Below are 26,451 nucleotides of genomic sequence, written 5' to 3'. Positions count from 1 at the left end.
TCTATGCCTTTTCATGCTGATATAATCAATCCTTTCATTCAAAAATAAAATATAATTGTATGGAGGTCATAATGTTAAATCACAAAATCAAACGCATTATGTTGTTTATTGTCTATATAGTAGCTAGTTTTATTATCTTATTAGGGTGTACTTCTAAAGAAGAAAGTAGGGAAGAAATGAAGAAACCTCAAATTAATGCTGTTCAAACAGATAAAGCTATGTATGATCCTGGTTCTGCGGTTCACTTAGAAATAACGGTGGAAAATTTTGAAGATTATGCAATTCAGAATCTCAGTCTGGAATTAACCTCATCACATTTAGAAACAACCGTTGATGACGACATAAGTACTACTTTTGACTTAGAACCAAATGAAGAGAAGGTAATTCAAGTTGACTGGCATTCTCCAGGAGAGGATTTCAAGGGTTATCTTTTAGATTTAGAATTGGTAGATCAGGAAAATGAAGTGATAGATACAGATACAAAAGCTGTAGATGTGTCGTCAACTTGGACGAAATTTCCTCGATATGGGTACGTATGGGATTTTACCGAGGGAGTTAAGACAACAGACAAGATAGACATATTAAAGAATAGAAATATTAATGCATTGGAATATTATGATTGGAAGTACAAGCATCATAAGCCGATTCCAGATGATCGGGAGCAAGAGTCTTGGCTTGATTGGTCAGGTAGACCGATTTTTGCCGAATCTATACGTAATTATATTCAAGATGCTCAGGCAGCTAATATGGTAAACCTGCCATACAACATGGCTTATGCTGCAGTAGATGGATATGAGGAAGATGGAGTTGAGCAAGATTGGGCTTTATACTATTCTAATGATAACGATAGTGGAGAAGGTCATTTTAAATTTAATATGTCTGGTTCGGCTTATTTATATTTTTTTGATATGAGTAATGAGGACTGGCAAAATTATATATTTTCTAGAACAAATGAAGTGTTTGAGATGTTTGATTTCGATGGCTGGCACTCTGATACGGTTGGTGAATGGGGAGAAATGCAAACAGAGGATGGGCGTACGTTATATGTGAAAGATACGTATACGGATTTTTTAAACCGAGCAAAAGCATCTTTACCAGAAGATAAATATTTAGTCTTTAATCCGGTCGGTGCACAAGGGATAGAAAATGTGAATATTAGTGATGTAGATGTGCTTTATACCGAAATTTGGCCATGGGATCGCGATCTTGATGGTGAGCTATATGATGATTATTATTCATTAAAAAAGGTGATTGATCTTTCTAGAGAACAAAGTGATGGCAAGTCTTTAGTTGTCCCAGCTTACATGAACTATGATTATGGGGAGTTAAACTCAGGAGCTACTTTCAACACTGCCTCTGTGATGCTAACAAGTATTTCCGCATATGCTGCAGGAGGATCACGTATGGAATTAGGGGACGGGAACCATATGTTAAGTAACGAATATTTTCCAGCTCAGCATCTTTCTATGGATGAAGAACTTCAAAATAGAATAGAACAATTATATGATTTTGTAGTGATTTATGAAAATTTATTGAGGGATGGCCAAAAAAATATAGATAATCGTATTGATATAATGGATTATGATAATTCAATAAATGGAGATCCAGATAGCGTTTGGACATATGCGAAAGAGGATGATGATTATGAAATCGTGCATATGATCAATCTTTTGGGTGTAAATAATAATGATTGGCGAGCTAACGAAGGAGTAAAGGAAACCCCAACTTTAATTGATAATTATCAGGTTAAATATTATATAAACGAGGAAGTTGAATCAGTTTGGCTTGCCTCCCCTGATATGAATCAGAATCGTAGTGTTGAGCTTTCTATGGGGACAGGTACAGATGAAGATGGAGATTATGTACTTGTTGAGATTCCGTCTCTTGAATATTGGAATATGCTGTATATGAAAAAGAAATAAAGGTCATCGTCCAAATTTAGCGTTGATTTCTTTTGGAACTGCAGGTAGATGAGTAATCATCGCCTGCAATTTTATGATTTGTTTTTTTATGTTAGTATATAAGAGAATCGAATGGAAGCAATTGATTTTTGCATGAAGCGAAGTTTTATTTCTCGGGGAGGAATCATTGCATGAAACGAGTGTTTCTACTTGTTGTTCCTTTTCTGTTAGGTGTTTCACTGGCAGGATGTGAGGCTGGTGACCAACAGAATCATACAGATGTCGATAATTTGGAAGAGCAAGAAGGTGTTGTTGTAAGTATCAGGGATCCTGAGGAACCGAACGATGATGATGCTTACGCTGAATGGTATTACATGTTAGTGATACCTGATATTGAAGGTGTTGATATTGCCGAAAAAACAAAAGATGAATTAGAAGATTTAGCTCGGGAAAATGACGGTGCCTATTATAATGTTCCACCAGATTTGTATAAGGAGAATGATTTTGATACAGGAGCAAAGGTAAAGATGTATTGGAATGGAAATCAAGGAGAATCTAGTCCACCGGTCCGAGAAGCTGAAAAAATGAAGTTTATGCAAAAATAATACCAATTAAAGAATTTACATGCAGTGATCCAATTATTTTGGTTTTTTATATGTGAACAAAAGGCAGACAATCAGTTATAGGAACGAGGGGCTCATTGAAACGGAATTTCAGGAGGTGGCAAGGCCATCACCTGCCGTTTTATGTTTAGCGCGATTCCTTTTTCTTGAGTAAACCATTAAGAGTAAAGAAAGTAAGTAATAGGACTGCTAATAGCAATACGCTGATATAATAAGACATAGAAGTGAAGTAGGGTAAAGCTAAGCATAATATCATCATGATAGTAATGCTCATTTTGAGGATAAGGAATTTCCCTTTATAATCTTGTCGCATCATTCATCTGTTCCTTTCTGGTAATAAATAGATGGATTCACACATGCTAATTTTATGGTGATATAATTAGCAGTACGAGATGACTAGAGATTTATCGAGGAGCATTCCTGTAATGAAGAAATTTGAGGATTGAACAAAGAAGAGCCCTCTTGGTATAGTACAGGATGTTATGATCATGACTCCGAAATGAGATAAATACCAAGGAGGACTCTCCAATGAATTATAATCAAAATCACAAAATTTCGCAAACCACACCATCTACCCTGGTGGTAGGCATTGACATTGCCAAAGACAAACATGTAGCACGAGCGCAGGACGATAGAGGCTATGAATTTGGAAAGCGGCTGCTCTTTGAGAATCGCATACACGGCTTTGAACAATTACTAGACTGGATGTTCAAGCTCCAGAAGAAACATGAAAAAAGCCACGTCATCATCGGGGCAGAGCCAACAGGCCACTATTGGATGAGCCTAGGCTATTACCTCATGAGTCAGCACTATGATTTTGTATTGGTGAATCCAATGCATGTCAAGAAATCGAAAGAACTGGATGATAATTCCCCAACGAAAAATGATACCAAGGATGCCCGTGTGATTGCAAAGCTGGTGAAGGATGGACGATACTCTATACCCAATCTTCTCGATGGTAGGTATACCGAACTAAGAGAAGCTGTTAAATGACGAGATCAACTCATCCAACAACGGACGATCACAGAAGGACGCAGTCAAAACAATATCCAGCGCTACTTCCCAGAGTTTAACGATGTGTTCAAAGACTGGGATGGAAAAAACGGCTCTCTACACGTTAAGGAATTTCCCATTCCCATGTGATATTCGGGATCGAACACCAGAAGAAGTACTGGCAGAATGGAAAACGGTCGTTAAGCGTGGTGTTGGTATCCAACGTGCCGAAAAGCTAGTAGACAAAGCAAAGAAAAGCATTGGGATCGAAATAGGCTTACGTTTTTCCAAAAAATAACTGCACCGCTTGTTAGATCACTATGAGCTGTATATGGAGCAGTTAACAGAACTGACCCAAGAGATAGAGGCTCTTTTAGAAGAGATCCCAGGAACAAAGGAAATCTTGGCCATCAAAAGACTAGGTGTCACTACGGTAGCCGCCTTTTTCGCGGAAGTAGGTGATGTATCGAAGTATCATCATTCGCAACAATTGGTGAATATGGTTGGTTTATCCTTGCGAGAGCTTAGTTCCTGGAAATTCAAAGGGGAAACCAAGATAACGAAACAGGGACGGAAAAAGCTGCGAAGGGCGATCTATTTAGCTGTTCACCCGCTCGTAGCCAACCATCCGACGTTTCAAGCCTTGCATACGTATTATACGACCCGCCCTGACAACCCTTTAAAGAAACAACAATCGCTCATTGCGCTGTGTGGCAAGTTATTACGTGTCTTATTTGTCATTGGTCAAAAGCAGTGTGCATTTGACGGAAGTAAATTATTGAAAGGTTTACCTCAGGTAAAGGCATTACAGGCAGCTTAAGCTGTAGAAAAAGAAAATCGAAACAGATGTCCTTGGAAACTTAGAACTTACAAACACCAACAATGCAGAGTCGGAGCTTATTTTTTCCATTCGGGCCCAAGACCCAGCCAAGGAGCTTATTCCGACCTCCGCCTTGTGGATATGGAGGACGAGGGAATGTATGGATACCAATCCCGAGATACATGGGAGGGTGAGCGACCATAAGAAGCGTGGAGTTATCAAGCATGGTTATTCCTTTTTTAACCAAATAATTCCTGTTTGGTCGTTAGGATACCTCGTAGTCAGAATATTCTGACTACGAGGTATCACTATCCCCAAACTATTCTACACCCAAATGGATGTTTATGAAATTCCAAGAAAACAAGAGCATTTTAAAGATATTTTAATTATATAGAGGGAGGGATAAACCTTGTTATTAACGCTCATAGTTATTTTAATTGTGCTTTTCTTAGCCACTAGTATTATTGAAAAAAGACTGCAAACGATGGAAAAACAAAATGCTCAAATAATTGAATTATTAAAAGAATTAAATGATAAGGACAGTTAGAATGGAAATAAAAGTTTAGTTTCCTCGTGTTTTCCATTGTGATAGCAATCTCTTTTTGTTTTCCTTCAACAAAATATTTTTATCAATGCCAATCCGCAAATTAACTTACATATTTAGTTTATACTGGTTATTCTGTTAAAATGAGTACCTACCTTTAATTTCGGATAGTGGGCATTGTAATAGAGAGGTTTCAAATACAACACAACATAGTAAAGATGTCTAAATGTAGAAAACAGCAAAACACTAAAGTAAAGAATATTTTAAAACATGTTTTTATATAGTCCTTTTTGGTGATTTGTGGTTATATATTGTGCTATACTATATATTATTGAGTTTAAGAAAAAATTTTGGTAAACAAAGTGAAGTATTGCGGAGAATGAGAAACATTATAATATTAAGTTTTTGAAAGCATTTATGTCATCCCGTTTCAGTTGTGAATTCATATAATAATGAGATGGTTTTTTAGGTGAGTTAATCATGAATTTGATGTATATATATTTGTCTATTTTAATTTTGATTATCAGGTTATAGTAATTAAGGAAGTGTGCATATGAAACCAAAGATAAGAGATGTCGCTAAGGTTGCTGGTGTTTCACCAGCAACCGTGTCAAGAGTCCTCAATGATAGAGGTTACATTAGTGAGAAGACTAGAGAGAAAGTCTACAAGGCCATGAAGGATATAAACTACTTTCCAAACGACTTAGCGCGATCCTTGTTTAGTAAGCGAACTAATTTAATAGGAGTAATAATTCCAACCATAAACAATCCATATTTTGGTGAGTTAGTTTTTCATATTGAAAATATTTGTGCAGATTTAGGTTATAAGGTTCTATTATGCAATAGCTTAAATAGAAAAGATAAGGAAAAAAAATATTGGGAGATGCTAATGCGTAATCAAGTTGATGGAGTAATCGTAGCTACACATAACAGAGGGCTTATGGATAACCAGGAACAATATAATTTACCGATTGTTGCTATTGACCAATATCTCTCTGATAAAATCCCTATAGTTGGCTCCGATAACTATGGTGGTGGTGAGTTAGCAACCAATTATTTGATTGAAAAAGATTGTAAAAAAGTCGTACACCTTAGTGGACCTTTAGATTTGAAAACGCCAGCTAATTTAAGAAGAAAGGCATACGAAGATGTGATGAAAAAAGCAGAAAAAACTCCTATCACATATGAAATTAAAGATGTTTTCAACCAAAAGATTCAATTAGATATTATCGAAAAACTTTTGACAGAACACCCTGATGTCGATGGAGTGTTTACAAGTGATGATTTAATGGCTTCGACATTATTAGAAGCAGCAAATAAAAGGGAGAAGAATATTTTGATAGTTGGTTATGATGGTGCAACAACTACTCGTTTGTTAGTACCAAATTTAATAACTATTCAACAACCTGTTCAATTAGTGGCTGAAACCTCTATAAAAGCGCTTGTAGAAATAATTGAAGAAGGTGAATTGAAGTCACTTCCTTTTAGAACAAAATTACCTGTGAATTTAATTTTCTGAAATTAACTATCTGAGCGAAATAGAAAGTTTTATACCATAATAAATTAAAAAAATTGAAACAATAAATACTAATTAAGAGATATAGGTACTTCTATAAACGAAAGAAATAGAAAATAGAAGATAATCAGAAATAGGATACTGTTGTATGACTAATTAAGCCGTCATACGAACGACTTTGGAACTCTTTTTGAAGTTTTAAAAGAGATTTTGTTGTTTTGAAAAAAACTTCAATGTCCATCTCATCCCCCATAAATTCGAATAATTTCTTGATCACTAAGAGTACAATCAGTGCTTAGAATAGCTAACCATTCGCTCTATTTATTTCGATTTCGAACAAAGACCACTTTAATAGGCACGCCATTCGCTTGTGTGGTATGAATGGAACGAAGACCGCTTTTCTTTCCACCTGTTGGTTTCGCCAAACGATAAAGTTCCTTTAAGCTTACACGTTGGCCATTGATAAGGTAACGCTGTTTCAAGTTCTTTACCATGCCAATGACGTCCAACCCTTGCTCTTTTATTTCCTTAACGAGCGGCTGATACGTGAACCAAGAGTCCACCAGCGCATAGGAAGCCTCCATACCACTTTCATTGCTCGTTCAATCATACTTGGTATTTGCTCAGGTGCGGTTTATGCCATTAATCTGGCTTTTCTTCGAGCTCAATAAAGAAAAGCCCACTGGAATGAACGTTGCACCATCTGACCAACCAAGCGTGAGCATACGGAACCCTTTATAAAAGCGCAGCTTTTGAGATTCATGGTCAAAACAGCAAGCTAATAATTCCACTGATTTACTGCGATTACGATCATACGAAGAATCGTCGACAATCAATACTCTCGAGCGATCATGTCTCGTTAAATTCGTTACTTTTTAATGGTATGAGCGCTTAAAAATAGTAGAAACCTTCTCCAAACAAAGGTAGAGATAAGCGCAGGTAAAGCCGATAGACTTTGAAACACCAGCCTTCCTAAGATGTTTAAACACGCCTAATTCTTTAAATGTGGAAGAAAGTTCATTTGGTAGTTGATTATTTTGGACATTATTCGCTATCATATAGGAGACACCTCTTCTGTATTGGTAGTGTTTTCTAGTCCATTCACTATACCAAAAGTTGAGGTGTTTTTTATACCTATCTTGATTGTCAATGAGCATATTTGAACAGTAATAAGCTTTACAGCTAGTTATATTAAATGTTTTTTCTAGCTGCGAAAGTTGAGTGAATTAAATAAAGATTAAGCTGGTTTAATTAAAATAATTATACCAGCTTAATCTTTTTGAGGTTTTTAACCTTTTGTAGATCCAAGTGCCATTCCTTCAATTACAGATCTATTCAAAATAAAGTAGATAATCAAAACAGGTAATGTAGCAATTACCATTGAAGCAAAAGTCGATCCCCAATCTGTTGCACCATATTGACCAATAAAGTCTTGTAGTCCTACAGGAAGAGTCTTCATAGTTGCCTCGTTAATAAAAGTGTGTGCAAACACAAATTCGTTCCAGATAAATATACTATTAAATGCAACAACTGTAACAATTGTGTTTTTTGATAATGGTAATATTATTTTACGAAAAATAGTATATATATTACAACCATCTATTGTTGCGGCCTCGATCATTTCGTTAGGGATATACTTATAGAAACCAACAAATAAATAAATTGAAATTGGTAATGCAAATCCTACTTGAGGTAGAATGAGTGAAATATGTGTATTAAGCAAACCTAAAGTATTGTATAGTGTGAATAGAGGAATAAGAGTTGCTTGAACTGGAATCATAATACCAAAAAGGAAAAACAGTAAAAGTAAATTACTAGATTTAAATTTCATTTTTTCAATTGCAAATCCTGCTGAAGAACTCAACAAGACTATCAGTATAATAGTTATTACCGTTACAATTGAACTGTTAATAAAGTATGTCCCTATCTGACTCGTTTCCCAAACTTGTATATAATTATTAAAATTAAAAAAATCTTCAGGCAATGTAAAAGGATTTCCATTTTGGATTTCAGTCTCATTTTTGAGACTCGATAGAAAAATCCATACTATTGGATATACTTGTATGATCAAGAACCCTATTACCAGAAATGCAAAAAAAGAAATAGATGTTTTTTTCATAGTTATCCCCTCGCTTATTTTAATTGGGTCATTGTTGACCAATATATTTGCGTAATAATCCAACTATAATTAGGCTTTGTAAAACAATGAAAACTGCAATTGCACTTCCATAACCGTATTGCATTGTTGAAAATGCTTGATTATACATGTAAGTGGTTAAAAGCTCAGAGTTATAACCTGGTCCCCCTCCAGTGAGGATAAACGGAATATCAAACCCTTTTAGTGCACCAGTTATTGACATGACTAGAGCAATTAGAACAATAGGTTTTATCAATGGGAATTTGATGTAGCGAAAGATTTTAAATTCATTTGCTCCATCAATTTCAGCTGCCTCGATAACCTCTTTAGGAATCGATAGTAAAGCAGCATATAGTATAACCATATATAATCCGATAAACCTCCAAGCTTCAGGTAATGAAACAGCTACAAGAACTGTTTCAATTTCAGATAGCCAGGCAGTTTGTAGTGTTTCTAAACCTAAAAATCCTAATAAATAATTAATCATACCCATTGGGTTAAGCGAATACATAGTACGAAATAATTCTGCAATTGCAACTGAACTAACAATTGCAGGTATAAAGTATAAAGTTTTAAGTAGATTTCTAAATTTATTTATTTTAGTTAGAGCAAATGCTGCAACTAAACCTAAAGCAATTTGTATAGAAACTACTATAAACAAAAATATTATATTATTTAGATATGCTTTCCAAAAGGCATTATCACTTAGGAACATTTTTTTATAGTTGTCCAATCCAATAAATATTTTATCGAATATACCATCCCAAGAAAAAAGGCTCAAATACATTGACCAAATGATTGGAACAAAAACGGTTAATAGGTAAACCAGAAGTGCAGGAAGGATGAAAATTAGAATAGCTGTTTTGTTTTTCAATACTCTGTCCATAAAAATACACCTTTCCAAAATAGTTTAGAGGAGATTACTTATGAGAACTTCAAATAAGCAATCTCCTTATTCTTAATTTTGTATGTTTTCTTGGAGAATTTGATCCATATTATTAACGAACTCTTCTGGCGAAATGGTACCGTCAGCTAAAAGAATAATCTCATTACCAAATGCTTCATTTGAAGCTGGATCGAGCCGTGTATCCCATGGAAAGGCAATATCTTCTCCATAAGATTGCATATCTTTGTTTATTTTCTCATGTAAGCTCGTTTTAAAATTTTCATTATCATGTGCAATTGGTGAGAACTGTCCAGTTTCAGAATAAATTTCGGGATAACGTTCAATTAAATACTTCAAAAATTCTTCACTTGTTTCATTGAAGGTATTTTTGTTAAAGGCAAGCCCTATACCAGAATGAGTAAAATATTCATTTTGAGCTGTTGCTGCTTCAGTTGAAGAAATCATTGGTAACGTAAAGTAATCAAGATTTTCTTCATTCATTCCATCGTTTAAAATATTCATTGTTTCCCAAGACCCCATATAATACATAGCAGTTTGTCCGCTACTAAAAAGTTGTCTAGCAGTTGTATAATCTGTAGAAGAGAACCCTTCTTGAAAATATTGTCCAATTTCCTGAACGAATTCTGCTGCTTCTAAACCAACTGAATCAGACATGGAAGCTTCACCTGATGTAAGTTGATTGAGAAAGTCATTTCCAGTCTCTCTAAAAGGAATGAATGCAAGGTAACGAAGCACAGGCCATTTATCTACACCCCCCATTGCTATAGGGGTTACATCATTTTCTTTTAGTTCCTCAGAAACCGTAAGTAACTCTTCAAATGTAGTTGGAGGTGACAGAGAGTACTCCTCGAATATTTCTTTATTGTAGAAAAACATTTCCATATTATATTCAATTGGAAGTGTATAAATATTTCCATCATCAAACTGTTGATAAGCAAGTGCTTCCGGAATAAAATCGTCATATAACTCTTCTTCCTCCAAAAACTCACCTATGTTAACGAGATCATCATTTTCTACAAGTCTTTTAGCAAACGCATCTGGATCGGTGTCAAACATATCTGGCATTTTATTTCCAGCTATTAATGTTCTAAGTTGTTGAAGGTAAGCGGGCCTATCACCAGTTCCATCGATCTCTAATTCAAAATCTGGATGGTCTTTTTGAAATTCTACGGCAATTTCTTCAATGCTACCTAGAATATCATCATTTCCTGAACGGGCTTGTAGCCAAAAGAGACTTTCTTCATTACTTTGATTGCTTTGCTGGGTAGATTCATTGTCTGAGTCTGAATTGCATGCACTTAATACAAAAGTAACTAATATAACCATCGATAAAGTTATAATGAGCCTAAGTTTACTCATTTTCATTGCACCTCTCTTTTATATAATGTAAAGTCTTCAAATTTCACATTTCCCTCGTTGACGAAAACACCCCAATTTGGTTTTGTTAAGTCATACATCCTAAAATTCATCGCAACTTGGTTATTAATATAGATAACTCCCATTGTCCCTTCCACTAATATTTTAATTGAATAAGACGTATTTAACTTGAAATGGAAAGGACGTTCAAGTTCAATCGCATGTGGTATATCTCCCCCAACTTGCCATTGCTCTGTTCCCCAGTCTTTTCTAGGCCACTGATCAAAAACTAATCGATTTCTTTGTGGTTCTATTCGCAAGTAATAAGCTTCATTTAAGTCATCACTAGTTTTTAGCATAATACCGCAACCTCGTGTTTGTTCTAACAATGTAATATTTCCTGTAAGAAAAAAATTATCAGATGTATCTTGACCTGCCGCACAAATAAATGAATCCAATCCTTCCAATTCAATTCCATTGCTCATGCTTGAAGTTTTGCCAAGGACTTTAGGATAATCTGCTTTTTTTGGCTGAGTAAATGATTTCTCGATGGAAGTTGGAAGTTTGACATCAAGGGTGCCATCTCCATTTTGAACTAATTCATGGATGACCATAGAGCCAGCCCATTCCCAATCCCCGTTGTCATACTCTCCTTTTTTTGTAGGATTCCAAGCACAGGCAAAACGTTTATTTCCATCAGAAACGGTCTTCGCTGCATAAAATGCTCGTCCATCAAATGTATCTCGTTCTGGAGCTATCCAAGGACCTTCCAAATTTTTGCTCATACGGTAATGTGTGGTGAATTGTTCAGAAAAAGTAGAATAAACTAAATACCACCAATCTCCTATTTTAAATAAATCAGGACATTCATGTGTCATATATAGATTTGGAGCCCAAAAAGGGTCGTCTACTTCCCAACTCGATAAATCTTTTGATTTACATAACGCAATACAGCCTCTCCTACGGTGTGGTCCTGTTTTTAATCGTGCTGCCAGTAACATCCAATATTCTTCTTTTTCTTCATTCCAAAAAACAAATGGATCTCTCCAGTCATGTAATTCATAGATTCCTCCTGGTGAAAAAAACGTGTCATCTTTGATTTTCTTCCAAGTCTTTAAATCTTTACTTATTGCATGCATAACTGCTTGAACTGTCCTTCCATCGCTACAAAATTCCGTATTAGGATTTACACCTGTATAAAACATATGAAAAATTCCGTTGACTTCAATAATATCTCCAGTATAGGCGTAAAAATCCTGGTCTTTATTGTTGCCTCTAGGAATCGTTTCAATTGCTTCTGAGTAATGAACGAAATCTTTTGTGTGAGTTTCATACCAAGTAGTATCTCCGTATACTCCATTTCTTCGCTCATCATGAAGATAGTATAAATAAAAAGTATCTTCATGATAGTATGGTATAAGGTCTCCTACCCATGCCCCACTAGGCCTATAAAATAAATTATTCATAAAAATCCCTCAGCTTTCTAATTTTTAGTAAAACGTTTTCAATTTGAGAAAATTCAGTATTGATCTAGTGTCTAGCAATTAATTCTTTGATCAAATAGAATCCCTCCCTTCGATTTTCAGTATGTTGAATTAAAAAGGGAACCATTATGTACCATGATTAAAAATTTAAGATAAATAAATTAATACAATGCAAGAAATGATATATATCATCCGGTTTCATAAATAATTTTATATCATCCGGTTTCATGTGTCAACCGGTTTCATATTTTTATTCTCCAAATTGTTATTTGAATACTTAAGTTTCGCACCCTGAAAAATCAATAAAAAAACCGATTCCCAAAAGCGAAAAAAAAACCGCATGAACACGGTGTTTTTGGTATAATTTAGCTATCAACCAAAATAACCAAAAAGGACGTGTTATCACGCGGAAAAAGTTAAAGAAATCGAAAATGTATTTGAAAGTCACGGATTTTCGATTGATTCTATTACACAATAAGCGATGAAGAAATTCAACTTCCGCTCGCTTATTCATGAAGCTGGATTCAAAAAAGAACAAGGTTTTTCCATCACAGATATTTTGTTGTTAATGCTCTTGCTTCCGCTTATGCTCATTCATAGTGTGAACAATCTTTACGAAAGCAATTTCCATACGATGAAAAAATGAAAAAGCACGTATTCTATCGTGTGAAAAATAATGAGCGTTTGCCTTGGCGCAAGCTGTTGTTTGGTGTGTCCAAGCAATTCCAAAAACTGGTCAACCCAAACAAATATGTTTATTTTATTGTTTTGGAATTTCATTGGCTTGCATTTATCCTTTTCTTATTAACGCCTGATTTGTCTATGCTCGGGTATATGAAAAATAACAAGATTGGCTCTATCATCTATAACCTCTTTCATACCTACACGATACCAATGCTCTTGATTATCTTGAGTGTAGCGATTCATCACACGGTTTTGTTGTTGATTAGCTTGATTTGGGTAGCTCATATTGGGATGGATCGATTGTTTGGTTATGGGCTAAAATATCCGACAAAGTTTCAGGATACCCATTTAGAGCGCATCTAAAACATGAGAAGGGACTTTGGCTTTGTGCAAAGCTAAAATCCCTCTATCACAAGGAATCTTGGTCGATAACACGAAAATCATCGACCATACGATGAGAATTTTCTTCTGTGACAAGATCAAAGTAATAATTAGAATTTGGCACGGAGAAGCTTCCCTCCTTTGCATCGGAAGTCACGGTGAGCATGTAGTTTTGATCTTCTGTAGGAACCTCAAATGTTGCACCAGTCGTATTATTTAATGCGATATTAGCCGTTAGTTTGCGAGGAACAAATCCACCTTCTCGCTCTTTAATGTCACCCACAAAAAAATTCTCCTTATTTTCAGCTAAAAAAAGCTGCTGATTATCGGTTGTATCGATCAGTACGAAGAAACCATTTATATGATATTGATTAAAAATATCATGAATGGCTGCTTGTTGCGTTTGATAGATCTGTTCGCTGCTTTCCTCTTTTGTACAGCCACTTAAAAATAGGGTCCAAACGAGTAAAAACAAAATAGCCTTTTTCATATCGTCACCTACTTTTTTCCTTTTTATCAATGTTCCCTTACCTTCATGATAACATAAACAATGATGCCAACATCGGTTTAAATTTCGTTTAAAAAAAGAGAAAGTCTATCGCTTTTTCCCTTTTTCTTGATATGATGACAGGGATGGAGTATGAGAAATGGAGGGTGACATAGATGGCACAGATATTATATATTGAAGATGAACAGGAAATTGGCCGATGGGTGAGCGATGAATTAACAATAAGAGGTCATGAGGTATGTTGGCTGCTATCAGGGGAAGGAATGGATGCCCATTTGCCTCATATGGATCTTGCCATTTTGGATATTATGTTGCCAGGATTAGACGGATTCTCCATCGGTAAGCGAATCAAAAATGTCAATGACGATATCCCGATTATTATGTTATCGGCACGTTCGACTGTAGAAGATAAAATCGAAGGATTAAGCTTTGCTGATGATTATCTGACCAAGCCTTTTTATCCGGAAGAATTGGCAGCCAGAGTGGAAGCGTTACTGCGCCGTTTTCAAAAGCAGCAGGATGTTCTAAAAATTGGTCATTTGGAAATCGATACGCAGTCTATGATGGTTATCGACACACATACAAAACAAGAGATCATCCTAACGGGCAAGCAATTTTATCTGTTTCAATATTTTATTCGTCATTTAAATCAAATATTAACGAAAGAACAGCTATATGAAGGGGTATGGAAAGAGCGATATATTGAAGGGGATAAGACATTAATGGTGCATATTCGTCATTTGCGCGAAAAATTGGAAGAGAATCCCGCCAAGCCAGTGATTATCGAGACCATACGTGGCATTGGCTATCGGGTGAAGCGATGAAACGATTTCTGCGATCCTTGTTTGCTAAGTATCTACTGTTTATTTTTATCGCCCTGTTTTTGGTGTATGCGGCGTATCTTGTGATTGTCTGTTCTTTCCTTTTGCTAACGGAAGATGAAAAATTAGCCCAAGAGGAAAGCTTCGAGCAGTTGGAAGAGGAGTGGCATCAAGCAGCTAGCCAAGTGGAGGAGACTTCAGCGGAGAGCATCCAACAAATTTTTGCAGATTGGCAAAAGGAATACCCGGAGGCTGCTATGTTTTGGATTAATGGGGATGGTGTGCTGACAGCGGAGCATAATCTTAACGAAGATATCCCTTTAGAATGGGACGCTGGCTATACGGTCCGATTTATTAAAGATCATTATGACAACGACCCATTTACGGTGGTTGCGTTCTTGGGAGAAGGAGAGAGTGACGGTTTTGTTGTCTTTCAGCTGCCGCGTCAAGTTTTGCACTCACCCGCTCAAACGGTGACAGAGCGATATGGTTGGGCGAGTATCTTTCTGACATTTGGCGTAGTCATTCTCTTTTTGATCCTGTTCTTTTGGTTTTTCAGGGGCATAAGAAAGCGATTGGTGCAGTTGGAGGAAGCGATGGCCATTCGTGATACCGACGGCTTGCCCATTTTAATTGAAGTTAAAAAACAGGATGAGATCGGTGATTTAGAAAAATCCTTTAATCAGATGGTAAAAGAATTGCGCGAAAGCAAGCAGCGTGAACAAGAAGAAGAGCAGCTACGCAGAGAGTTGATTGCCAATTTATCGCATGATTTACGGACGCCATTAACCAAAATCAATGCCCAAGCCTTTACTTTGGAAAAACAGAACCTGCCAGCAGAAGCCCAGCGGTCGATACAATTAGTGGAGAAATCAATCCGCGATATTGATAAACTAATTGAAAACCTAATGTCTTATACCCTATTAATGGCGAGTAAATATCAAAAGGAAGTAGAAGAAGTAGATATTATTCGCCATGTGCGCCAATGCTTAGCGACGTGGTATTCGGTATTTGAGCGGAAAGGCTTTACCATCGATATGGAAATTGAGCCATTTTCACAAAAAAAGTGGGAGATAGATCCCCTTTGGTTTAGCCGCATTCTGGATAATCTATTACAAAATGTGCTGCGTCATGCCGGTGATGGTAAATATGTATCGGTGAGTACGGAGTCAACAGTGGCGTATGATGCCTTTGTTATCTCGGACAGAGGAAAAGGGATGCAGATGAATAGCAATCAGCAAGGAGCCGGTATTGGTTTGTCGATTGTTGATATGATGGTGAAAGGCATGGGGCTTGATTGGAAGATAGATTCAAGTGAACGAGGCACAACGATTAGGATTATTAAGTATCGCTGAATGACCGAATTCACGTATTGACAAAATCTCTTAACCTCTTAATAATAGAAAGAGTATTAAAACAGAGGGGAGATCATGTGCATGAATAAATTCATCAAAGATTTAGTGATGGTTATTATTGGTTGTTTAGTCTATGCCCTTGCGTTGACACTGCTTGCGATACCAAACCAATTGGCAGAAGGTGGAGTGCCAGGTGCCTCGCTTATTTTACATTATGCTTTTGGCTGGTCTCCAGGGATAGTGACCTTTATATTAACCGCAATTGTGACGACGATTGGTTTCCGTTATTTACCGAAACGATCGATCTTTTTATCCATATTGACGGTTCCTTTGATTTCCTTTTTTATATACAGTACAGAGAATCTAGTTGGAAATTTGGGTGATCCTCTTATTTCCGCCATTTTCGCAGGGGTATTTATCGGTTTTGGTACAGGTCTTATTTTCCGGACGGGAAGTGCCATGGGAGGAACGAGTTTAATCGCCAGGATGTGTCAAGATAGGCTTGGCTGGAATTTAGTACGGACTAATTTTGTATTCGATATTGTGATTGTGCTTTCTGGCTTGCTTGTTATAGGTCCGCTAAATACGATGTATACGATTGTGGCCTTGTTTGTAGCTAAAAAAGTTACCGATATAGTGATGGAAGGGTTAGATCCACGGAAAGCAGTCAGTATTATTTCGGGAAGGGCGCCCCAGATTGCCGATGAAATCATTGCCCAAATGAACATTAGTGTGACGGTATTTAAAGGTTATGGTGGTTATCTAAAACAAGACGCCGATATGACCTATGTGATTATTAATAAGTACCAATTGATGCGTTTGAAAAGAATCATTTCTACTGTTGATGAGAACGCATTTGTTGTTATTCATGATGTGCGTGACGTATTAGGCGGCAGTTTTGCCTGGGATGAGACGAGAAAAGGTGGAGTTAGATAAATGGATTGTGAGCGAACTTTTTTTGATAAGGGTTCGTTTTTTTTCATCGGGAAATGCAAGCGGTGAAACGATGCCAATCCAGCTTTGGAGTCTGCACGTGCAAAATCTAACGGACAAAAAACGGCTGACCCGCAAAGTTTTGTCCGTAAGAATGGATCTAACGGACAAAAAACAGCGGAATCGCAAAGTTTTGTCCGTAAGAATGAATCTAACGGACAAAAAACGGCCAACCTGCAAAGTTTTGTCCATAAGAATGAATCTCGCGGACTGAGGAGAGCAAATCGCGTGCCACAGTCCATAAGAACGAATCTCGCGGACTGTGGAAAGCAAATCTCATTCCACAGTCCATAAGAATACTCAGCTTTGCACTCCGTTCACTGCTGAAATGCAGATAATCCCCATTTTTTAAACAAACCTTAAACAAAATGCCACCTCCATTTTAACCTTGAACCTCTATCATAAGAATAGAGGTGATAAACATGGAATATATCGTAGAGACCAAACGATTAACTAAAAAATTCGGGAAAGAAATGGCGGTAGCGGATCTGGAAATGAACATACCAAAGGGAGAGATATATGGTTTCCTTGGGCCGAATGGAGCAGGGAAAACGACGACAATTCGTATGTTATTAGGCTTAATGCGTCCAACGTATGGTTCCATTCAACTTTTCGGTAAAGATTTGAAAAAGGAGCGAATTGATATATTAAAACGGGTCGGCTCCTTAGTGGAAAACCCGTCTTATTATCCCCATTTGACAGCCCGTGAAAATTTAGAAGCCATTCGAAAAATCCTTGATGTGCCTAAAAAACGGATTGATGACGTATTAGATTTGGTTCGACTCCAAGGTGCAGCCAATAAAAAGGTGAAAGGTTTTTCATTAGGGATGAAGCAACGCCTAGGAATTGCGGCTTCGATGCTGCATAAACCAGAGCTATTAATCTTAGATGAACCCACGAATGGCTTAGATCCATCTGGTATTATAGAAATGCGCCAGCTGATCAAAAGTCTGCCACAGCAATATGGTATGACGGTGGTGATCTCTAGTCATCTATTATCGGAAATCGATCAGATGGCTACGACAGTTGGTGTTGTCTCCCGGGGCAAGATGATTTTTCAGGATTCGATTGAGGCAATGCGCACATTCGCGAAGCCTTTGATCCAATTGAAAACAAATGACAATGAAGCAGCATGGCGAGCACTGCTGGCAAACGGCCAGCAAGCAGACTTAACGGAAAATAGTGTCGCCATCCATATGCAAGGAGATGAACGTGTTGCGGCAACGGTCAAATATTTGATCGAACAAGGCCTGTCTATCTATCGCGTGGAAGAAGAGAAACGATCGCTAGAGCATATTTTCCTTGAGATGACAAAGGAGGAGCAGGCAGGATGATCCTTCGATTACTAAAAACGGATTTTCTGAAAATTAAATATAAAGGACTTTGGTTTCTGAGTATACTTGGACCGATTGGTGTGGTTGCCCTGCAAATGGTCAATTATGGATTCCGTAAAGATTATCTATTTCAGCAAACCGATGATCACTGGCAGCAGTATATATCACTTGTCAGTTCTTTTACACCACTTGCCATCATATTAGGGATTGTTATTTTGACCTCTTTTATGGCGAGTATTGAAGATGAAACCAATGCATGGAAACAATTAATCGCCTTACCGATATCTAAGCGAGAAGTATATTTATCAAAGTTCACGGTGATAAGTTGTTTACTGCTTATTTCCTCACTGGTATTGCTGTTTTTGACGTATCTATATGGATTAACCTTAGGCTTAGGCGAGGATATTCCCTATTTGCAAATCATTCAGCATAGCCTATTGCCATTCTTTGCGTCTTTACCTGTGCTTGGCTTGCAGCTGTGGCTTGCCCTCGTTTGTAAAAATCAGGCGATTCCGACAACGATTGGTGTGATTAGTGTGATTCTTGCCTATGCTTCGATGAGTTTACCGGATTGGGTGATTTGGAAATGGCCAACCTTGGATAATGAGTGGGGTGAGCCCTATATCAATGGTTTATTAGGTATTGCGGTAGGGATTGCTATCTATGTGGTTGGCATGACAGATTTCAAAAGAAGGGACGTTAAATAGATGTTGGCTACGATGAGTTCGGAATGGTATAAATTACGCAAATCAAAGATTATGTTGCTGGTACTAACTGCCCCATTGATTGTATTAATGATCGGTATGTCCGTCACCTATGATCTGGGAGGAGCTAACCAATGGCAAAGTAAACTGGTTACCATCAATGTTAACTATGGCAGTTTGTTTCTTCCATTGATTACAGCAGTATTTGCCGGCATCATTTGTCGTTATGAACATCAAGCAGGAGGTTGGAAACAATTATTGGCCTTGCCTGTCACAAGAGGGCGCGTTTTTCTGGTGAAATATCTGCTGTTAGTATGGATTGTATTGCTGCTGCAGCTCTTATATCTGGGGGCCGTTTATCTGGTAGGCATGATCGATGGGATTACCGACCCTTTTCCTAGTGAGATTGTTTGGAAAGCAGTCTTAGGCGGCTGGGTCGCTGCTTTTCCCTTGCTCGCCTTACAACTATGGATGTCCTTGTTATTTAAAAGCTTCGCTGCTCCATTTGCAGTCAATGTGATCTTCACCCTGCCAACACTTTTAATTGTTAATTCGGAACGATTTGGTCCCTTTTACCCTTGGGCACAACCGTTTTTAATGATGAATATTGGTGGAGAGGCAGAAAACGTCTTTTTCATACCATGGGGTCAATTATTCATCGTGGTTGGCGGCAGCTTTGTCTTATTTTTTATTGGCGGTTATCTGTATTTTCAACGTAAAGCTGTATCATGAGAATAAAAAAGGCTTGCAATCAATCCCGATATTTGCCATAATACAGGTATTAACTTAAGGAGGGATTTTACCGAATGATCTTAATATTCCGTGTTTTGAACTGGTAAATGAATAGTTCATTAGCTCTGTAGTGATCAGAGCAATACGGGATACGTTTGTCCATTTTTATAATCTCTCTTCGGTATATGTAAAAGGGAAAGGTGGATGTACTGCCTTTCTCTTTTTGTATGTCCTTTTTTTGAAAAGGTTTATTAATGTAGGTGTAGACCCCTTTTTTCTGATCATATATGGGCTAGAACTGTGTCTTGATTTAGAAAAAAGGAGATGAAAAAATATGAGGAAACAAAAGAAGCATAAGAGGATCAATAGAAATATGAGTAAGGGAGGTAAAGATGGCAATATACAAAGAGGCGAGCCACCCAATTTTCCAGGGCAGCACTTATTGCACAACAAAGGAATTATCAAAGATATCGTGAAGCAAGCTTCGATACAGCGAGAGGAAACCGTGATTGATTTTGGTGCAGGTAAAGGTGTGATGATAGAAGCGATTGCCCAGAAATCTAATCAAGTGCTGGCAGTGGAGAAGGATGTAAATTTCTTGACCGTTTTAGAACGGAAATTTGCTGAAAATCATTGTGTCAAAGTGATCGATCAGGATATTTTAAGGTTTGCCTTACCGAAAAAAGCGTTTGTGGTGGTATCTAATATTCCTTATGCTATTACGACACCGATTATGAAGACATTGCTAGGTAATCCGTATAATCATCTGTCCCGAGCCTTGATCGTGATGGAAAAGGGTGCAGCCAAACGCTTCACATCTCAGCGGATAAAGGATGACTATGTATTGCAATGGAGAATGTATTTTGATATAAGAATAGCAAGGTATATATCCAAATCCAACTTCGCCCCGCCACCTAAGGTTGATTCTGCATTGGTAATCATTACGAGGAAAAAACAACCATGTATTGCTTGCCAGCATGCAAATGCATTTAGAAAAGTAGTAAAGCCGTTGTTAAAAAAGCCGGATATGCCTATTGGAATCGCCCTTGCTCAGCTATTTACACACAAACAATTAAAAATAGTCAGGAAAAAATTAGGAGTTGATAATCAGTTCCCGATAGGTTATCTTTCAGAGAGACAGTGGGGAATGATTTTTGAGACTATTGTTCATCATGTTCCTAGGTATATAAAGAACAACAGCAGAAGGTAAGAAAGGACATCTCCATCATGCGCGAACCATTTGTTGCTATGAATTTGGCAAGGCTGATGAGGTCTTGCAGCTAGAATATCAGGATATTGAGCCGCCAAAGGCTTCGGAGGTGCTGGTCCGTATGATCGCACGGCCCATCAATCCATCCGACATTCTTCCCGTAAATGGTAGCTATGCCAATCGGATTTCATTGCCTTACACCCCTGGCTATGAAGGAGTTGGCATAGTGGAGGATGTTGGATCATCAGTGAGACAATCGATACTAGGAAAACGAGTACTGTCATTACGCGGGGAAGGTACGTGGCAGGATTTTGTCAAAGTCCCGGCACCCTTTGCGATACCTGTTCCTAATTCGATTTCGGATGCTACTGCCGCTCAGCTCTATATCAATCCGGTGACGGCTTTGGTAACGATCATGGAAAAATTGCAGTTAAATGCAGGTCAGACACTGCTGGTGAATGCCTGTGGCTCAATGATTGGTCATCTGTACGCCCAACTAGCGAATGTTGTGGGTTTTCGCCTCATTGCTGTGACGAGAAATCTGAAACATTCACAAGACTTGTTGGAACTTGGTGCAACAGCGGTAATCGACACCTCTAGATATCCGCTGTATGAAACGGTAATGGATCTCACCAATGGTTTGAGAGCAGACGCCGCTATCGATTCGATTGGTGGACAGGAGGCAGTGGACTTAGCAGGCTGCTTACAATCGAATGGTTCTTTTATTAGTATCGGTTTATTATCGGGCATACCAATTGATTGGCAAGCATTACGGCGAGACATACGGGCTGACCTTTTCCATCTGAGACATTGGAATCAGCAGGTAACGGATCATAGGTGGCACGATACACTGCAGCAAATCGTACAATTAACAGCGAAAAAACGGCTGCAATTATTGCCAGTGAAGGCTTCCTTTCCTTTGAAATCTATCGATAAAGCCCTTCTCGCTGCCTTGGATGGTCGAAAAGGAAAAGTCTTACTAACAAGTTAAAAATCCGATAAAAGTCGTTACATTTTTGTCGGGTGACGATTGTCTCTTTTCGCTATACTAGAAAGCAATGGAAGGGAGGGAAAAGGTATGTTGAAAAGCATGAATCAGGCTATGCAATATATCGAAGAGCACTTGGATCAGACCATAGACGAACAGGAAATCGAGAGGATCGCGGGCACATCGATTTATCATTTCCGTCGAATGTTCGCTTATTTAGCTGGAATGTCATTAACAGCTTATATCCGTCAACGTAGGCTATCCGATGCAACATTTGATTTATTAAGAAAAGACGTCCGGGTGACTGATCTGGCGTTTAAATATGGCTATGATTCGGTGGATGGCTTTTCGCGAGCCTTTCGTGAGTGGGCAGGTTTTAGTCCTTCTGAGATAAGCAAGCAACACAGGCAATCATTAAAAACATTCCCGAAGCTCTCCTTCCAATTAACCATTCAAGGAGGAGTAAATATGGATTATAAAATCGTTGAGAAAGAGGCATTTAACGTGATTGGTGTTCAACGCCGTGTTCCGATGCAGTTTGAAGGTGTGAACCGCGAAATCGAGCAATTGGCTAGCAGTATTACCGATAAACAGCGAAAAACGATGCACCAATATGCAAATATGGAGCCAAAAAAGGTGATGAATGCTTCCTATCATTTTGATGAAGGTAGGATGAAGGAGGAAGGGTTTCTGGATCATATGATAGGAATGCTTACAACAGAGACTGGTCATTTTGAAGGCTTGGACGTATTAGAGGTCCCAAGTCTTACATGGGCCATCTTCTCTTCTAAGGGTGCATTTCCTAAAGTAATGCAGGATACCTGGGCTAAAATCGTCTCCGAATGGTTGCCATCTTCCGATTATGAGCTGGTCGAGGCGCCAGAGCTTTCATTTGTAGAAGATTATACCAATCTGGATGATGTATATAGTGAGATCTGGATAGCGGTGAAGAGAAAAGAACAGAACTAGGAGGAGTATACAAACAATAGAAGAGAGGCCTGCTAATGGAGTGAAATGCAGGTTTCTTTCTAATTTAGTGACTGTTTGTTACTACAGCGTTAAGTACCCCAATGACAATTTCACTTTATTTTGATAATAATTTTCCCTTTGGCCCTGCCAGATTCAGAATATTCCATTGCTTGTTGGGTGTCTTCAAACGGAATGCCCGGGGTTACCAATAGTGTGCTCTTTTTCGTCTCCATTAGTTTTCCGTTTTTTCTACAAACTAGGAAGCCATCTAGTAATATTTAACAGCTTAGCAGTAGCAATAACAAGTGTAGAAATGTTAGTATATGATTAGTGGGCAATTGCCATGGGATAGGGGAAAGTCATGTTTCAAAAGATGATCCAAATGGTAAATGATAAGCACAATCGATAGAAGGGAAACGATAACATGGATATGCAGGAGTTTATTGACTATTGTAAGGCAGGAAATCCAATTAGCGGAGAAGATAAAGAACTGCACTCTATGCTTACCCAGTGTAGTTATGAGGCGCAAAGAATAACGATGGAATTGAATACATCCTATCACTCGAAGGCAGAAATTGTTGAGATTTTTCGAAGATTAACGGATAGTGATGTCGATGATTCGTTTATGTGTTTTCCTCCATTTTATACGGATTTTGGGAAGAACATTGATATTGGTAAGAATGTATTTTTTAATACGGGTTGTTCTTTTCAAGATCGAGGAGGCATTTATATTGGGGATGGAGCCTTAATTGGTATGAATGTCAATATCGCAACGTTAAATCATGGCTTTACTCCGGAAACAAGAAGTACGACCTATGCTGCCCCAGTGCATATTGGGCAACATGCTTGGATTGGAACGGCAGCAACTATTCTGCCGGGTGTGACGATTGGTGATCACGCAGTAGTTGGAGCTGGTGCGGTGGTTACGAAGGATGTCCCTGAAAACACCGTAGTTGCAGGTGTACCGGCAAAAGTCGTTAAAGAAATCAATGAAGATTCGTAAAATAGAAGTCGACAGCATAGCGAAACGCTCATCAATGGAACACTCCAGGATGGGTATTTCGCTATTTTTTGACCGAAACTAGATTTAATAATCCTCGATCGAATGTCTAACGGATGCCATCATTTTTTCAAATGCCTCTACCGCTTTTTGAGGTTGATGGGCTTTAATCGCTTCCAGCATGTCTTCATGATAAGGATAGCTTTGATCAAAAATGTCCTTTACTCCAAAAGGCTCGTTCCAAAACTGGTGAAAGGTATCCCAAACTGAGTCGATAATACTGTTTAATAGGTCATTGTCCGCCACTTCATAAATGGCTTGATGAAATAAAAAGTCAGACTGATTGGCCTTGTCTCGTTCCTGTTCATGGATACAGCGGACATATTCCTTTAAATGGGATGTCATTTTATCTGTATCTGCTGATGTTGCTTTTTGGGCAGCTAATTCAACCGCTTTTCCTTCCAGAGCAAGTCGCACCTCCAACGCTTCTAGCAAAAAATCCCGTTCATTTTCTACTTCAAAAGCGGTTTGGATGTGAAAAGGCTTTGTATTTTTTACGAACGTGCCTTTCCCGTTTAAGACTTCTAGATATCCTTGTGATTCTAGTAATTGCAGTCCTTCTCGCAATGTTGATCTACCAATGTCCAAGGATTCCATTAGTGTGACAAGCGAGGGGAGTCGATCCCCTTCCTGCAGCATTTCCGATTTTATGTAGCTTTTTATCTCTTCTGCAACTAATTCAGATAGCCGTTGTTTCTTTAATATCTTCATTTGATTCACCTCAAAAAGCATGATGTTCTGCGTGTAGTATATCTTTTATTATAACCTAACTATTGGTTACAGATAAACAGACAGGTGCAAGGATCATCAAAAGGTTTAATAAACTGGTTATGAAGGTTGTCATATTCCATCAAGTAAAATAGTTAATCGGAGGGTTTACCACTTAACAGGTAGCCTGTTAGACAAATGATAAATAAGATAAACAAGATGAGAATATCAACATGGTGGAGGTTAAACAGCGCTTCCTTATTAGTAATAGTACCAATAACTCGAATGACTATCCCCACAGTACAACTAATAAATATTATTAAGAAATAGTTTCTCCTCACTTTTAGATTTTGGATATCATCACTCCTCTATTGGCAGTATAACAGAGGAGTAAGAGAATGAATAGAGCGGGTAGTTTTTACTCGGGATGTCCATACATCAAATAGTCTGAATAATCAAACCTTTCATACAGGTTGAAAGTATGATAGAATAATAAACAAATTTTCAAGTTTCATCATAAAAGAAAGAAGGATAGCTCGTATGACATATACAGATGAAGAAATATGCACACAGTTTGGGGAAAATCCATCCCAATATGAAGGGGCAGTTTCCCCTCCGATTTATCAAACCAGTTTGTTTACGTTTAACAGCTTTAGGGAATTTACGGAAGCACAGAAGCTGGAAAGGGAAAATTATGTATACTCAAGAGGGGTAAACCCAACCGTCAACATACTGGAAAGAAAACTGGCAGCCCTGGAAAGAGGAGAAACATGTAAATGCTTTAGCTCAGGCATGGGGGCAATAAGTGCCACACTACACACCTTATTACAGAACGGTGATCATGTGCTGTTGATTAATAACATTTATGGGCCAACCATTCAATTGGCTGAGTATTTAACGAAATTTGGTATTTCCTATAGCTTTGCAGAGGAGTCGTTCGCGAATTGGGAGGATCAGATACAAGATAATACCAAGCTGATTTATGCCGAAAGCCCGGGAACGATGTTAATGAAAACGATCGATCTTCAGGCTATCGCAGAAACAGCAAAGGCAAAAGGTATTACTACGGTAATCGATAATACGTGGTCCACACCGATTTTTCAAAAACCATTGACGCTGGGATTTGACCTGTCTATTCACTCCCTTACCAAATATATTGGTGGTCATAGCGATGTAGTTGGGGGAGCGGTAATAGGTGATCATGCCCTAGTTGATGCAATTTTCCAATATGGTTATCAGCTGAATGGTGCTGTTTTAGGGGCACATGACGCCTACTTAATTAATCGCGGCTTGCGTACCTTGCCCATTCGGCTCCGACAACATCAAGAGAATGCATTGCAGGTGATCGAGTATTTACAAACAAAAGAGGAAGTTGTTGCCATCCACCATCCGAGTTTAGAAACAGCCGATAAGCCATATATTAAAAAACAAATGAGTGGATTTTCGGGATTATTGAGCTTTGAGATCAAGCATGACGATTTTGCTATTATTTCTCGATTTATCGATGCCCTTTCTTTATTTAAAATTGGAGTAAGCTGGGGTGGTTATGAAAGTCTGGTCAGCTCGCCGTTAAAAGATGATAATAAGCAGCAACTACTTGAACAGGGTATTTCTCCTGGCTTGATCCGTCTATCGATCGGTTTAGAAGGTGCCACGTTGCAGATTAATGACTTGGAAAAGGCATTTCAACAGTTATCATGATACTTTTTAGAGAAAGGAAGAA

At 38.0% G+C, this 26,451-nt stretch carries 25 protein-coding genes and 3 pseudogenes; 19 read left to right on the top strand and 9 right to left on the bottom strand.

Annotated features, from left to right (window positions below; all coding sequences use genetic code 11):
- The first annotated feature begins 71 nt into the window (after nt 1-71).
- The 5 genes and pseudogenes from E0E32_RS19735 (at nt 72) to E0E32_RS19720 (ending at nt 6,400) form a co-directional block, all read left to right on the top strand.
- Nucleotides 72-1,922 (top strand): glycoside hydrolase family 66 protein, encoded by a 1,851-nt coding sequence (locus E0E32_RS19735; RefSeq protein ID WP_286172009.1) that lies wholly within the window; start codon nt 72-74, stop codon nt 1,920-1,922.
- A 170-nt stretch (nt 1,923-2,092) separates the two neighbouring features.
- Nucleotides 2,093-2,506 (top strand): hypothetical protein, encoded by a 414-nt coding sequence (locus E0E32_RS19730; RefSeq protein WP_130860593.1) that lies wholly within the window; start codon nt 2,093-2,095, stop codon nt 2,504-2,506.
- 546 nt (nt 2,507-3,052) lie between these two features.
- Nucleotides 3,053-4,337, top strand: a pseudogene (locus E0E32_RS19725) (IS110 family RNA-guided transposase).
- Nucleotides 4,338-4,746: 409 nt separating this feature from the next.
- Nucleotides 4,747-4,884: a hypothetical protein gene (locus E0E32_RS22420; RefSeq protein WP_165445098.1), complete on the top strand. Its 138-nt coding sequence runs from the start codon at nt 4,747-4,749 to the stop codon at nt 4,882-4,884.
- A gap of 550 nt (nt 4,885-5,434) precedes the next feature.
- Complete coding sequence (locus tag E0E32_RS19720) at nt 5,435-6,400, top strand: LacI family DNA-binding transcriptional regulator (protein ID WP_130860592.1); 966 nt, start codon at nt 5,435-5,437, stop codon at nt 6,398-6,400.
- Between the two features lie 314 nt (nt 6,401-6,714).
- Here E0E32_RS19720 and E0E32_RS22915 read toward each other — a convergent pair whose 3' ends face one another.
- The 6 genes and pseudogenes from E0E32_RS22915 to E0E32_RS19695 form a co-directional block, all read right to left on the bottom strand.
- Nucleotides 6,715-6,960 carry a hypothetical protein gene (locus E0E32_RS22915; protein ID WP_434059223.1) on the bottom strand — a complete coding sequence of 82 codons (246 nt, stop codon included), beginning with the start codon at nt 6,958-6,960 and terminating at the stop codon, nt 6,715-6,717.
- Between the two features lie 84 nt (nt 6,961-7,044).
- Nucleotides 7,045-7,455, bottom strand: a pseudogene (locus tag E0E32_RS22910) (IS4 family transposase); the annotation flags it as partial.
- Between the two features lie 230 nt (nt 7,456-7,685).
- A complete protein-coding gene (locus E0E32_RS19710) occupies nt 7,686-8,468 on the bottom strand; it encodes a carbohydrate ABC transporter permease (protein ID WP_286172008.1) in 783 nt (260 codons plus the stop codon).
- A gap of 76 nt (nt 8,469-8,544) precedes the next feature.
- Nucleotides 8,545-9,420 (bottom strand): carbohydrate ABC transporter permease, encoded by an 876-nt coding sequence (locus E0E32_RS19705; protein WP_130860591.1) that lies wholly within the window; start codon nt 9,418-9,420, stop codon nt 8,545-8,547.
- Between the two features lie 72 nt (nt 9,421-9,492).
- The gene (locus E0E32_RS19700; RefSeq protein ID WP_130860590.1) at nt 9,493-10,806 is read right to left on the bottom strand and encodes an ABC transporter substrate-binding protein; all 1,314 of its coding nucleotides are present in this window, start codon (nt 10,804-10,806) and stop codon (nt 9,493-9,495) included.
- Nucleotides 10,803-12,263 (bottom strand): family 43 glycosylhydrolase, encoded by a 1,461-nt coding sequence (locus tag E0E32_RS19695; RefSeq protein WP_130860589.1) that lies wholly within the window; start codon nt 12,261-12,263, stop codon nt 10,803-10,805. The genes E0E32_RS19700 and E0E32_RS19695 overlap by 4 nt, the downstream gene beginning before the upstream one ends.
- A 442-nt stretch (nt 12,264-12,705) precedes the next feature.
- Here E0E32_RS19695 and E0E32_RS22905 point away from each other — a divergent pair.
- Nucleotides 12,706-13,037, top strand: a pseudogene (locus E0E32_RS22905) (IS4 family transposase); the annotation flags it as partial.
- Nucleotides 13,014-13,328 (top strand): DUF4260 domain-containing protein, encoded by a 315-nt coding sequence (locus tag E0E32_RS19690; protein WP_130860915.1) that lies wholly within the window; start codon nt 13,014-13,016, stop codon nt 13,326-13,328. The pseudogene E0E32_RS22905 and the gene E0E32_RS19690, both read left to right, overlap by 24 nt.
- 46 nt (nt 13,329-13,374) lie before the next feature.
- On the opposite strand, the gene E0E32_RS19685 is transcribed toward E0E32_RS19690, so the two are convergent.
- Nucleotides 13,375-13,836 (bottom strand): hypothetical protein, encoded by a 462-nt coding sequence (locus E0E32_RS19685; RefSeq protein WP_130860588.1) that lies wholly within the window; start codon nt 13,834-13,836, stop codon nt 13,375-13,377.
- 173 nt (nt 13,837-14,009) lie between these two features.
- Between E0E32_RS19685 and E0E32_RS19680 the strand changes: the two genes are divergently transcribed.
- The 10 genes from E0E32_RS19680 to E0E32_RS19640 all read left to right on the top strand — a co-directional run bounded on the left by E0E32_RS19680 (nt 14,010) and on the right by E0E32_RS19640 (nt 22,960).
- Complete coding sequence (locus E0E32_RS19680) at nt 14,010-14,678, top strand: response regulator transcription factor (protein WP_066190135.1); 669 nt, start codon at nt 14,010-14,012, stop codon at nt 14,676-14,678.
- Nucleotides 14,675-16,030 (top strand): sensor histidine kinase, encoded by a 1,356-nt coding sequence (locus tag E0E32_RS19675; protein WP_130860587.1) that lies wholly within the window; start codon nt 14,675-14,677, stop codon nt 16,028-16,030. Before E0E32_RS19680 ends, E0E32_RS19675 begins: the two co-directional genes overlap by 4 nt.
- 81 nt (nt 16,031-16,111) lie before the next feature.
- A complete protein-coding gene (locus E0E32_RS19670) occupies nt 16,112-16,966 on the top strand; it encodes a YitT family protein (protein ID WP_130860586.1) in 855 nt (284 codons plus the stop codon).
- Nucleotides 16,938-17,237: a hypothetical protein gene (locus E0E32_RS22410; protein WP_165445096.1), complete on the top strand. Its 300-nt coding sequence runs from the start codon at nt 16,938-16,940 to the stop codon at nt 17,235-17,237. The genes E0E32_RS19670 and E0E32_RS22410 overlap by 29 nt, the downstream gene beginning before the upstream one ends.
- 208 nt (nt 17,238-17,445) lie before the next feature.
- Nucleotides 17,446-18,357: an ABC transporter ATP-binding protein gene (locus E0E32_RS19665; protein ID WP_130860585.1), complete on the top strand. Its 912-nt coding sequence runs from the start codon at nt 17,446-17,448 to the stop codon at nt 18,355-18,357.
- A complete protein-coding gene (locus tag E0E32_RS19660) occupies nt 18,354-19,064 on the top strand; it encodes an ABC transporter permease (RefSeq protein ID WP_130860584.1) in 711 nt (236 codons plus the stop codon). Before E0E32_RS19665 ends, E0E32_RS19660 begins: the two co-directional genes overlap by 4 nt.
- Nucleotides 19,065-19,793, top strand: a complete 729-nt coding sequence (locus E0E32_RS19655; RefSeq protein WP_130860583.1) for an ABC transporter permease — start codon at nt 19,065-19,067, stop codon at nt 19,791-19,793.
- A gap of 334 nt (nt 19,794-20,127) precedes the next feature.
- Entirely contained in the window at nt 20,128-21,003 is an 876-nt protein-coding gene (erm, locus tag E0E32_RS19650; protein ID WP_434059222.1) for a 23S ribosomal RNA methyltransferase Erm, read from the top strand.
- A gap of 64 nt (nt 21,004-21,067) precedes the next feature.
- The gene (locus E0E32_RS19645) at nt 21,068-21,994 is read left to right on the top strand and encodes a zinc-dependent alcohol dehydrogenase family protein (RefSeq protein WP_286172007.1); all 927 of its coding nucleotides are present in this window, start codon (nt 21,068-21,070) and stop codon (nt 21,992-21,994) included.
- A gap of 87 nt (nt 21,995-22,081) precedes the next feature.
- Nucleotides 22,082-22,960 (top strand): AraC family transcriptional regulator, encoded by an 879-nt coding sequence (locus E0E32_RS19640; protein ID WP_066190155.1) that lies wholly within the window; start codon nt 22,082-22,084, stop codon nt 22,958-22,960.
- A 110-nt stretch (nt 22,961-23,070) separates the two neighbouring features.
- On the opposite strand, the gene E0E32_RS22740 is transcribed toward E0E32_RS19640, so the two are convergent.
- Nucleotides 23,071-23,238 carry a zinc-binding dehydrogenase gene (locus tag E0E32_RS22740; protein ID WP_262361301.1) on the bottom strand — a complete coding sequence of 56 codons (168 nt, stop codon included), beginning with the start codon at nt 23,236-23,238 and terminating at the stop codon, nt 23,071-23,073.
- Nucleotides 23,239-23,384: 146 nt separating this feature from the next.
- Here E0E32_RS22740 and E0E32_RS19630 point away from each other — a divergent pair, with 146 nt between their 5' ends.
- Nucleotides 23,385-23,963 (top strand): sugar O-acetyltransferase, encoded by a 579-nt coding sequence (locus E0E32_RS19630; RefSeq protein ID WP_130860581.1) that lies wholly within the window; start codon nt 23,385-23,387, stop codon nt 23,961-23,963.
- An 84-nt stretch (nt 23,964-24,047) separates the two neighbouring features.
- Here E0E32_RS19630 and E0E32_RS19625 read toward each other — a convergent pair whose 3' ends face one another.
- Nucleotides 24,048-24,731 (bottom strand): FadR/GntR family transcriptional regulator, encoded by a 684-nt coding sequence (locus tag E0E32_RS19625; protein WP_066190159.1) that lies wholly within the window; start codon nt 24,729-24,731, stop codon nt 24,048-24,050.
- A gap of 537 nt (nt 24,732-25,268) precedes the next feature.
- Here E0E32_RS19625 and E0E32_RS19620 point away from each other — a divergent pair.
- Nucleotides 25,269-26,429, top strand: a complete 1,161-nt coding sequence (locus E0E32_RS19620) for a trans-sulfuration enzyme family protein (RefSeq protein WP_130860580.1) — start codon at nt 25,269-25,271, stop codon at nt 26,427-26,429.
- Nucleotides 26,430-26,451: the final 22 nt, after the last annotated feature.

It is taken from the genome of Gracilibacillus phocaeensis, assembly GCF_900626275.1.
GTDB classification, from domain to species: Bacteria; Bacillota; Bacilli; order Bacillales; family Amphibacillaceae; genus Gracilibacillus; species Gracilibacillus timonensis.
This window is presented reverse-complemented; position numbering and strand designations above follow the sequence as displayed.

Excerpts from the sequence above, each read along its gene's own strand:
- E0E32_RS19735 (WP_286172009.1), top strand. The coding sequence starts at position 72 with ATGTTAAATCACAAAATCAAACGCATTATGTTGTTTATTGTCTATATA.
- E0E32_RS19730 (WP_130860593.1), top strand. The coding sequence starts at position 2,093 with ATGAAACGAGTGTTTCTACTTGTTGTTCCTTTTCTGTTAGGTGTTTCA.
- E0E32_RS19720 (WP_130860592.1), top strand. The coding sequence starts at position 5,435 with ATGAAACCAAAGATAAGAGATGTCGCTAAGGTTGCTGGTGTTTCACCA.
- E0E32_RS19705 (WP_130860591.1), bottom strand. The coding sequence starts at position 9,420 with ATGGACAGAGTATTGAAAAACAAAACAGCTATTCTAATTTTCATCCTT.
- E0E32_RS19700 (WP_130860590.1), bottom strand. The coding sequence starts at position 10,806 with ATGAAAATGAGTAAACTTAGGCTCATTATAACTTTATCGATGGTTATA.
- E0E32_RS19695 (WP_130860589.1), bottom strand. The coding sequence starts at position 12,263 with ATGAATAATTTATTTTATAGGCCTAGTGGGGCATGGGTAGGAGACCTT.
- E0E32_RS19685 (WP_130860588.1), bottom strand. The coding sequence starts at position 13,836 with ATGAAAAAGGCTATTTTGTTTTTACTCGTTTGGACCCTATTTTTAAGT.
- E0E32_RS19680 (WP_066190135.1), top strand. The coding sequence starts at position 14,010 with ATGGCACAGATATTATATATTGAAGATGAACAGGAAATTGGCCGATGG.
- E0E32_RS19675 (WP_130860587.1), top strand. The coding sequence starts at position 14,675 with ATGAAACGATTTCTGCGATCCTTGTTTGCTAAGTATCTACTGTTTATT.
- E0E32_RS19670 (WP_130860586.1), top strand. The coding sequence starts at position 16,112 with ATGAATAAATTCATCAAAGATTTAGTGATGGTTATTATTGGTTGTTTA.
- E0E32_RS22410 (WP_165445096.1), top strand. The coding sequence starts at position 16,938 with ATGAGACGAGAAAAGGTGGAGTTAGATAAATGGATTGTGAGCGAACTT.
- E0E32_RS19665 (WP_130860585.1), top strand. The coding sequence starts at position 17,446 with ATGGAATATATCGTAGAGACCAAACGATTAACTAAAAAATTCGGGAAA.
- E0E32_RS19660 (WP_130860584.1), top strand. The coding sequence starts at position 18,354 with ATGATCCTTCGATTACTAAAAACGGATTTTCTGAAAATTAAATATAAA.
- E0E32_RS19655 (WP_130860583.1), top strand. The coding sequence starts at position 19,065 with ATGTTGGCTACGATGAGTTCGGAATGGTATAAATTACGCAAATCAAAG.
- erm (WP_434059222.1), top strand. The coding sequence starts at position 20,128 with ATGAGGAAACAAAAGAAGCATAAGAGGATCAATAGAAATATGAGTAAG.
- E0E32_RS19640 (WP_066190155.1), top strand. The coding sequence starts at position 22,082 with ATGTTGAAAAGCATGAATCAGGCTATGCAATATATCGAAGAGCACTTG.
- E0E32_RS19630 (WP_130860581.1), top strand. The coding sequence starts at position 23,385 with ATGGATATGCAGGAGTTTATTGACTATTGTAAGGCAGGAAATCCAATT.
- E0E32_RS19625 (WP_066190159.1), bottom strand. The coding sequence starts at position 24,731 with ATGAAGATATTAAAGAAACAACGGCTATCTGAATTAGTTGCAGAAGAG.
- E0E32_RS19620 (WP_130860580.1), top strand. The coding sequence starts at position 25,269 with ATGACATATACAGATGAAGAAATATGCACACAGTTTGGGGAAAATCCA.